At 33.6% G+C, this 7,898-nt stretch carries 10 protein-coding genes, 1 tRNA gene and 1 pseudogene; 10 read left to right on the top strand and 2 right to left on the bottom strand.

Features of this window, described 5'->3' with window-relative positions; genetic code table 11:
- Positions 1–828, top strand: an 828-nt coding sequence (locus ACJMLH_RS02870; RefSeq protein ID WP_405274543.1) for a Zn-binding domain-containing protein, incomplete at its 5' end; no start/stop codon positions are given.
- Here ACJMLH_RS02870 and ACJMLH_RS02865 read toward each other — a convergent pair.
- A complete protein-coding gene (locus ACJMLH_RS02865) occupies positions 829–1,968 on the bottom strand; it encodes an aldo/keto reductase (RefSeq protein ID WP_405274541.1) in 1,140 nt (379 codons plus the stop codon).
- Positions 1,969–2,145: 177 nt separating this feature from the next.
- Between ACJMLH_RS02865 and hypA the strand changes: the two genes are divergently transcribed.
- The 9 genes from hypA (at position 2,146) to ACJMLH_RS02820 (ending at position 7,680) form a co-directional block, all read left to right on the top strand.
- Positions 2,146–2,523: a hydrogenase maturation nickel metallochaperone HypA gene (hypA, locus tag ACJMLH_RS02860; RefSeq protein WP_405274539.1), complete on the top strand. Its 378-nt coding sequence runs from the start codon at positions 2,146–2,148 to the stop codon at positions 2,521–2,523.
- Between the two features lie 12 nt (positions 2,524–2,535).
- The gene (gene hypB / locus ACJMLH_RS02855; protein ID WP_405274537.1) at positions 2,536–3,192 is read left to right on the top strand and encodes a hydrogenase nickel incorporation protein HypB; all 657 of its coding nucleotides are present in this window, start codon (positions 2,536–2,538) and stop codon (positions 3,190–3,192) included.
- An 18-nt stretch (positions 3,193–3,210) separates the two neighbouring features.
- On the top strand, positions 3,211–4,242 hold the full coding sequence (locus ACJMLH_RS02850; RefSeq protein ID WP_405274535.1) for a DUF354 domain-containing protein: 1,032 nt from the start codon (positions 3,211–3,213) through the stop codon (positions 4,240–4,242).
- Positions 4,243–4,295: 53 nt separating this feature from the next.
- Positions 4,296–4,368 (top strand) — tRNA-Ala (locus ACJMLH_RS02845).
- A gap of 31 nt (positions 4,369–4,399) precedes the next feature.
- Positions 4,400–5,482: a hypothetical protein gene (locus ACJMLH_RS02840; RefSeq protein WP_405274533.1), complete on the top strand. Its 1,083-nt coding sequence runs from the start codon at positions 4,400–4,402 to the stop codon at positions 5,480–5,482.
- Positions 5,483–5,494: 12 nt separating this feature from the next.
- Positions 5,495–5,953 carry a DUF1890 family protein gene (locus ACJMLH_RS02835; protein ID WP_405274531.1) on the top strand — a complete coding sequence of 153 codons (459 nt, stop codon included), beginning with the start codon at positions 5,495–5,497 and terminating at the stop codon, positions 5,951–5,953.
- A gap of 1 nt (position 5,954) precedes the next feature.
- Positions 5,955–6,269 (top strand): DUF1894 domain-containing protein, encoded by a 315-nt coding sequence (locus tag ACJMLH_RS02830; RefSeq protein ID WP_405274529.1) that lies wholly within the window; start codon positions 5,955–5,957, stop codon positions 6,267–6,269.
- Complete coding sequence (locus ACJMLH_RS02825) at positions 6,266–7,210, top strand: methionine synthase (RefSeq protein ID WP_405274527.1); 945 nt, start codon at positions 6,266–6,268, stop codon at positions 7,208–7,210. Before ACJMLH_RS02830 ends, ACJMLH_RS02825 begins: the two co-directional genes overlap by 4 nt.
- Positions 7,211–7,224: 14 nt before the next feature.
- A complete protein-coding gene (locus ACJMLH_RS02820; RefSeq protein ID WP_405274525.1) occupies positions 7,225–7,680 on the top strand; it encodes a hypothetical protein in 456 nt (151 codons plus the stop codon).
- 115 nt (positions 7,681–7,795) lie between these two features.
- On the opposite strand, the pseudogene cbiF reads toward ACJMLH_RS02820, so the two are convergent.
- Positions 7,796–7,898 (bottom strand): annotated as a pseudogene (cbiF, locus tag ACJMLH_RS02815) (cobalt-precorrin-4 C(11)-methyltransferase); the annotation flags it as partial.

Genomic DNA, 7,898 nt, shown 5'->3' with positions numbered 1-7,898 from the left:
ACTCAGGAAGCTACAATATTTATTTATGATGGTTATGAAGGTGGAATAGGAATTACAGAAAAGGCAGTGGATGTTTTTGTAGATTTGCTCAAGTCCACAATTGATTTGCTTGAAAACTGCACCTGTAAGAGCGGATGTCCTGCTTGCATCTATTCGCCAAAATGCGGCAATGATAATAAGCCGCTTCATAAAAATGCGACAAAATACATTCTCTCATACATGTGCAAATTAATTTCCAAGAATGCTGATGTTCAAAAGGAGATAATCGAAGAAACGGTTGAAAAGAATGATGTGGATGATGTTGAAGTGATGTTTGGTGAGGCATTGGATTTGTTTAATGAAAATGATTATTCCGCTTCAAAAGATGTTCTCAACAGTATTCTGGCGGTTGATAAAAAGCATGTAGATTCATTAGCATTAATGGCTCAAATATTATATAATCAAGAACAAAAAGACATATCACTTTATTTTGTTAAAAAAGCTTTGTCGTTAGACAGAACAAATGAAATGGCTAATGAATTGGATGTTTTGCTCTCTGCAAAACCCGAAAGCAATGAAGCTGAGGTTGAATTTGAATCTCTTGATGATATTGATGTGATGTATGAGGAGGCATATGATTTGTATGTTCAGGGAGATTTGGAAACCTCCAGTGAAATATTGGAAAAAATCATAAACTTTGACGATAAAAATGCAGATGCATTAGCGTTACTGGGTTTAATTTATTACAGCTCCGGAATTTTTTCCAAGGCAGTGGAATATTATAAAAAAGCTTCAAAAATAAATAAAAATGGTGAAATGGTTAATGAATTGAAAATGAGGGTTGCTTAATTATCCGTAAGGTGAAAACCCATTTTCAAAGTGTTCACATACTTTTTCTAATTCTTCAGGAATATCTATTTTTTGTGTGCAGTGTTCAATACATGTGCTGCAGTATGTGCATTCATCGGCAGGAACTTTTTCATCACCTAATTTGTCGTAATACAATCTGTAAATGTTGGATTCCGGCTGATTTTTGCTGGTGTTGTATAAGTGGAAGTATTCCGGAATTGGAATCATTTCAGGGCATGCTTTTATGCAGTATCCGCATTCACTGCATGGTACTGCAACACTGTCTGCAAGTTTTTGAGCCATTTTTTCTAAAAATTCGCTTTCTGCATCGCTTAAGACCTCAAAATTTTCAAAGGTGTCACAATTGTCCAGCATGTCTTCCATTTTGCTCATGCCGCATAAAACCATTTTCACATGTTCAAGGGAAGCACAAAATCTTATTGCTAAACTGGCTATTGACTTGTCAGGGTTAAATTCTTCAAAATCTTTTTTAATTTCTTCAGAAGGATTAACAATGACTCCTCCTTTCAAGGGTTCCATAACATAGACGTCCAGTCCATGCTCGACACATAAATCATAGCATTTATGGGATTCGATAGACGGATCTTCCCAATCAAGATAGTTCAATTCCAGTTGGACAATATCAAAAAGGTCTGCATATTTGTCTAAAACTTCTTTAAGTAGTGCTGACTTCTCATGGAAACTGAAACCAATTTTTTTAGCTATTCCATCTTCTTTCATCTTTTTTATGTATTCAAAAGTATTATGTTCTTCAGCAAGTTTAAGCCATGGAGTATTAATGTTGTGTATGAAAAACACATCAAAGTAGTCGATACCCAATCTTTCAAGCATTTCATTGACAAACTTTTCATTGTCTTTTTCGGATGTTAATGCCCATGTAGGCATTTTATCGCAGATTTGGTAAGATTCACGTGGATATCTTTCAACTATAGCTTTTCTCATAGCGGTTTCACTTGCTCCTCCATGATACGCATATGAAGTGTCAAAGTAGTTGAAGCCTTTTTCCATATAAATGTCTACCATTTCGTTAAATAATTCCTGGTCTATGGATGTAGGGTTATTTTCATCGGTTTGGGGCAGTCTCATACAACCAAAACCGAATTTTGATTTGTAGTTCATGATATGTCTCCTATTAATTATTCTAATATGAATAATATTTAAGTGTTGTTAATTGCAACATTGAATTATTTTTTTCCAAATTTCAGTTATTACCCAAGTAATACTCAAATATTAAATAGCTTTATTAATATATAAAATCAAAATTATAGTATTAATATTTGTTAGAGGAGAAATAAAATGCATGAATTATCCATGGCTCAGGGCATTATTAATGCAGTTATAGATACTGCTGAAGCCAATAATGCAACTGAGGTAAATGAGGTAACCATTGAACTTGGTAGACTGGCAATGGTAAATCCGGAACAGTTAAAATTTATTTTAGGCGTTCTTGTTGAAAATACCATTGTTGAAGATGCGGAAATTCTTTTTGAAGAGATTCCTGTAGAGGTAAAATGTTCAGAATGCGAATTCCATGGGGATGCTATTCTAGACGATAAAGATCATTATGCACCGATTGTAAGATGCCCTAAATGTGATAGCTTATCTGTTGAAATCCTTAATGGAAGAGATATAATTGTTAAAAATATTGTTATAGAAAAACCAGATGATAATTAATGAGGTGAAAAAATGCACCAAGTAGCAGATGTTGAAGTAGCAAAAAATATTATGGATGCTAATAAAAGATTAGCGGATAAAAACTTAAAACACTTGGAAGAAAAAGGAATTTTCTGTGTTGATTTTGTAGGAGCAATAGGCTCTGGAAAAACAACATTAATAGAAGAAATTATAGATAATACTGATTATAATATAGGCGTTCTTGCAGGAGATGTAATCTCCAAATTCGATGCAGAACGTATCAAATCCCACAATGTTCCTGTAGAAGGATTAAACACAGGCAAAGAATGTCATTTAGATGCACATTTGGTCCATCATGGACTTCATCATTTGCCATTGGATGATTTGGACATGATAATTATTGAAAATGTAGGTAACTTGATTTGTCCTGTTGATTTTGAATTAGGTTCACATATGAGGATAGTAGTTGTCAGTGTTACTGAAGGTGATGATACTGTAGAAAAACACCCAATTATTTTCCAAACATCAGATGTTATTGTCATCAACAAAATCGACCTTGCTGATGCTGTTGGTGCAGATATTGACAAGATGGTTGCTGATGCTAAAAAATTAAATCCTAATGTTCAAGTAATTGCATCTAATCTGAAAGATGGTGAAGGATTGGAAGAGATTATTCAAGTTATTTCAGATAAGAAAAACAGCTTATAAATAGTTTGAGGCGGTTTCATGAAAGTGTGGATTGATATTTCAAATGCACCTCATGTAAGGTTTTTTAAAGATGTCATCAAGTATCTGGAAGCCGAAGGTGAGGATGTTATTGTTACTGCAAGACAGTTCGGGGATATCCATAAATTAATGGAAATGTATGATATTGACTTCATATCAGTTGGAAAACATGGAGTCAGTTTGTATGATAAGCTAAGAGAAAGTACATCAAGAGTTTATAATCTTGTTGATATTATTAATGATGAAAAGGTGGATGTTGCCCTTAGCAAGCATTCTATTGAGCTTCCTAGAATTTCTTTTGGTCTAGGGATCCCAAGTTTGTACGTTTTAGACAACGAACATGCTCTTGCAGCAAATAAGTTAACTCTACCTTTATGTGATAGAATTATAACTCCAAGAATTATAGATATGTGGAAATTAATGAAATTCGGAGCAGATCCAAATACAATCATTTCTTATAATGGAACCTCTGAAATAATGCATTTTAAAAGCTTTGAATATAATGATAATGTTTTCAATGACTTGAACTTAGATTTAAAACATCCGAAAACAATTCTAATGAGGCCTGAACCTTCACTTGCATCATATTTGGATACTGACTGCAGAAAATCTGTTCTCTCTCCAATCGTCGATGAATTAAAAAATGTTGCAAATATTTTAGTTCTTCCAAGATTTAAAGAACAGGCAGAGATTTTCGAAGGTATTGACAATGTTTCAATATTAAAACCTCCAGTCGACACATCCAGTTTGATTAAAAAATGTGATTTGGTTATTGGTGCAGGTGGAACAATGAACAGGGAGGCTGCAATATTACAAACTCCAGTTATCTCATGTTATCCTGGAGAAACTCTATCTGTGGATCAGTATTACATTAATCATGGTTTAATGTACAGGTCTATTGATACTGATGATGTAATTAACAAAGCGCTTGATTTCATTGTAAATCCTCATGAACCTATTGACATGAAAACCGATGATTTGTTCCAGGTCATTATTGATAATTTATATGATTTGGCAAAAAATGGAAAATAGTTATATATTATTACTTTCAAATATTATTATTGATATTTGATTTTAATTTTTTTGGGCTGGTAGCTCAGATGGTAGATCGTCGCCTTGGCATGGCGGAGGCCCCGGGTTCAAATCCCGGTCAGTCCACTTTAAAAATAAACTTTATTGTGATTGAAATATGTTATTAATTGCTCAGAATCATTTACAATTAATTGTAGAAGTAGGATTAATGTTATTTGTAACATTAGTATTCTGCCTTAACTTGATTCCGTTATCATTAAGTGTTGTAACTTTCTTATCTCTGTTCATTATAGGAGGTTTCACATTTATTTTTGGTGCGGATATTTTTCTTTTGGTAATATCTTCAAGTCAAGCGGAATTTACCCACCCTTTTGGTCCGATTGCACTTTTAGGTGCGGTGACTGCTTTAGCATCGCTGAAAGTGATGAAGGAATCGGGTGTGGATATAAGGCCACTTAGAAGATTTGTAATTATATTTATTGCAGGTATCACCCTATTCGGTGGTTTAATGCACAGATCATTTTTAATATTATGGCTTTTAGGTTTGTTCATAGGATACATGATTATATCTAAATCTTTCAGAGAAAAATCCATATTGACCGGTAGAAGAATTTTAATGTTTTTAGGAGCTGCAGTTGTAGGATTCATATCCTTGGAAGCTCTTGCAAGAGTGTCTGGAATGACAATTTTCTCTCCACTTTTAAGGTTAGGTAGGATTGAACAGTATTCCTTATCCAGTATTAAAACTGTATTAAATAACATTCAGTTAATAGGACATAGTGCCAATGCTTCCTATTGGGGAGCTGAAGGGACTGCATTTGCTGAAGGTTATATTACGTTGCCAATGCAACTGGTTTTATTCTTTGGTCTACCGTTCCCAATGTTTTTCGGTATACTTGTAAACCAAAAGGATACAATCGATTATATGCTTCCTGGTATATTCGGTTACGGATTTGACTTTGGATATTTAGGTCTTGCAGGGTTAATGGTGTTCGTTCTCGGTACAATTCTTATTGGTTTTAAAATTTTAACCATCTACAGGGAAAGAAGAGAGAAAAATAATAAGAAGTACCTTGGAAGAGAAGTATTGTTAACTGGGGCATTAGCAGCATTCTGCGCACAATCTATAATTGGTATGTTTGTATTTAACAGAACAATCAACGGTATGGCGCTCTTAACATTCATATTTATTGGTGCATTGATTTTAGCGAATGTAGTATCGCTAAAAACCAGATCATAAAGAGGTAATATTATGAAAGCTTTAGTTTTACTTGGATGTCCTGAAACTCCATCTCAAACTCCTATGGCAGTTTATGTTTTTAATAAACTAACAAAAATGGGCTATGATGTAACAATAGCTGCAAATCCTGCAGCATCCAAATTAGTTAAAATATCTGACCCTGAAGGTTTATACAAACTCAACTTAGTTGATTTAGAAAGAACTTTGGGTGACATTAACGAAGGTGATTTTGATTTATTAGTCGGTTTTGTTCACAAAGATGCGGCAGCATCATTTTTCGTAACATTTGAACAAATCTTGCAATGCAAATCATTAGCACTTGTCTTTTCAAGGGATGCGGATGAAGTTGAAGAGTTTGTCAATATGATTGAAGAAAGCGGATGCAACGCTAAAATTGCAGCCGTAAGAGCATTCCATAATCCTTCACCAATTAAAGTTAAATTCGACAAAGCAATAAAGGAGTTCGAATAAAATGTCATTCTGTTTAGATACTTACTTACAACAATCTGATAACTATGAGATTCATGCTTCTAAAGCAGGTTTTAAAGACTGTGCAATGATTATCAGATTCAAAGCTGATGATATTGTATATATCAAACCTGGAGACCAGGTATTGGGTGTTAGAGTAATTGGAATCCCTCCGATACCAATTGGTTTTGATCATGAAAAGGGAACTGTATTTTTACCTTATACTAAACCTTGCCATGGAACTTCAGTTGTTGAATTGCCAATTGACGAAGAAGAAGTTGAAAAAATCAGAAAATTAGATACCGGTAATAAAAAATGAAATCAACTGTTGTTGGAAGTTTTCCCGTTGAGGAAAGTTCTCCCTCTAATTTTAAAGAGAAATTATTTAATTCATTTGGATTATATGACCCTTTTAAAGAAGCTATTAGGTCAAGTGTAATAGCTCAGCTTGATGCAGGAGTGGACATTATCTCTGATGGTCAGGTAAGGGGTGATATGGTTTCTATTTTTACAAAATATATTCCTGGAATGAAGATTGAGGACGGAAATACTGTAATCGTTTCCAAAATTGTTAATCCGATTCAGGAAATATCCATTAATGATTTGCTATATGCTAAAAAAGTCATGAAGGAATACTATAATGGAAATATTCCTGAAGGAAAAGGAATTAAGGGAATCATTACAGGTCCTAATACTATTGTTCACTCTTCCAGAATTCAGTTTTTCTATAAGAATAAAGAGGATGCCATCATTGATTTAGCTCATTCTTTGAAATTTGAAGTTGATGCAATAGCCCGTAGAGTACATCCTGCTTACATTCAGATTGATGAGCCGTTTTTATCCACAGGGATGGTTGATATGAAGGTAGCTAAGGAAGCTATAGATATTATCCGTGAAGGTCTGGATGTTCCTTTAGCAATGCATGTATGTGGTATTTTATCAGATGCATTTAAGGATATCACTAAATTCAATGTGGATATTCTTGACTTTGAATTTGCCGGCAATAATGTTAATATGGGTGTTTTGGAAAATAATGCTTCACTTTTGGCTGATAAAAAATTAGGCTTTGGTTGTGTTGATTCATCCGTTAATGAAGTTGATGATATAGAAGACATTGAAAACCTCGTTAAAAAAGCTATTGAGATAGTTGGAAAAGATAATCTGATTTTAGATCCGGATTGTGGTTTAAGAAGGGCTCCTAAAGATGTTGCATTTAAAAAATTGCAGCTAATGAATCAAATCAAAGATAAATATAGCTAATTTTTTTTGATAATATGAATTTTGGGTTTTCGCTGGCCGGTCTGATTCTGCTGGTAATGTTGTTTGTTCCTAATATTTTGTGGTCCAAATGCCCTCCAGATGATTATGAAAATTACTCCAAAAATGAGAACAGAATATTATTAACATTGGAAAGAATTGGACAAGTATTGGTTGTCCCGTTATCCCTTTTTTGTGGTGTTGATTTTAGTTTTGATATCATTCTGGTCATTGCATTCCTTTTAATGGTAATCTATGAGCTATACTGGATTGGATACTTTAGAAGTCCAAAAACAATGCATGATATGTATGGTTCATTTCTTCACATTCCTCTTCCTGGAGCTACGCTGCCTGTAGTTAGCTTTTTCCTTTTGGGAATTTGTGCAAATAATATATTTTTAGTCATATCTTCAATAATATTGGGGATTGGTCATATTGGAATCCATTTTAGCCATATGCAGGAGATAAGCTAAATCAGTTTTATTAACTAGAAAAAATTGTTAATGCTTTTTTGATGGTGAGGTTTTTTTCCTCAAGAAATCTAATGATTTTTGAGGAAATAGTTTTTTTTAATAAAATTTAATATTTTTATCTATATTCATGTTTGAAGTTTTTGTCATATAGCTTTGATGCATTAAAGTCCCCAGGGTCTAGGACATCTCCCACTACAATCATTGCAGTCTTTGTTATA

It is taken from the genome of Methanobrevibacter sp. (genome assembly GCF_045116495.1).
Classification (GTDB): Archaea; Methanobacteriota; Methanobacteria; order Methanobacteriales; family Methanobacteriaceae; genus Methanocatella.
This window is presented reverse-complemented; position numbering and strand designations above follow the sequence as displayed.

Excerpts from the sequence above, each read along its gene's own strand:
- ACJMLH_RS02840 (WP_405274533.1), top strand. The coding sequence starts at position 4,400 with ATGTTATTAATTGCTCAGAATCATTTACAATTAATTGTAGAAGTAGGA.
- ACJMLH_RS02865 (WP_405274541.1), bottom strand. The coding sequence starts at position 1,968 with ATGAACTACAAATCAAAATTCGGTTTTGGTTGTATGAGACTGCCCCAA.
- ACJMLH_RS02825 (WP_405274527.1), top strand. The coding sequence starts at position 6,266 with ATGAAATCAACTGTTGTTGGAAGTTTTCCCGTTGAGGAAAGTTCTCCC.
- hypA (WP_405274539.1), top strand. The coding sequence starts at position 2,146 with ATGCATGAATTATCCATGGCTCAGGGCATTATTAATGCAGTTATAGAT.
- ACJMLH_RS02850 (WP_405274535.1), top strand. The coding sequence starts at position 3,211 with ATGAAAGTGTGGATTGATATTTCAAATGCACCTCATGTAAGGTTTTTT.
- ACJMLH_RS02835 (WP_405274531.1), top strand. The coding sequence starts at position 5,495 with ATGAAAGCTTTAGTTTTACTTGGATGTCCTGAAACTCCATCTCAAACT.
- hypB (WP_405274537.1), top strand. The coding sequence starts at position 2,536 with ATGCACCAAGTAGCAGATGTTGAAGTAGCAAAAAATATTATGGATGCT.
- ACJMLH_RS02820 (WP_405274525.1), top strand. The coding sequence starts at position 7,225 with ATGAATTTTGGGTTTTCGCTGGCCGGTCTGATTCTGCTGGTAATGTTG.
- ACJMLH_RS02830 (WP_405274529.1), top strand. The coding sequence starts at position 5,955 with ATGTCATTCTGTTTAGATACTTACTTACAACAATCTGATAACTATGAG.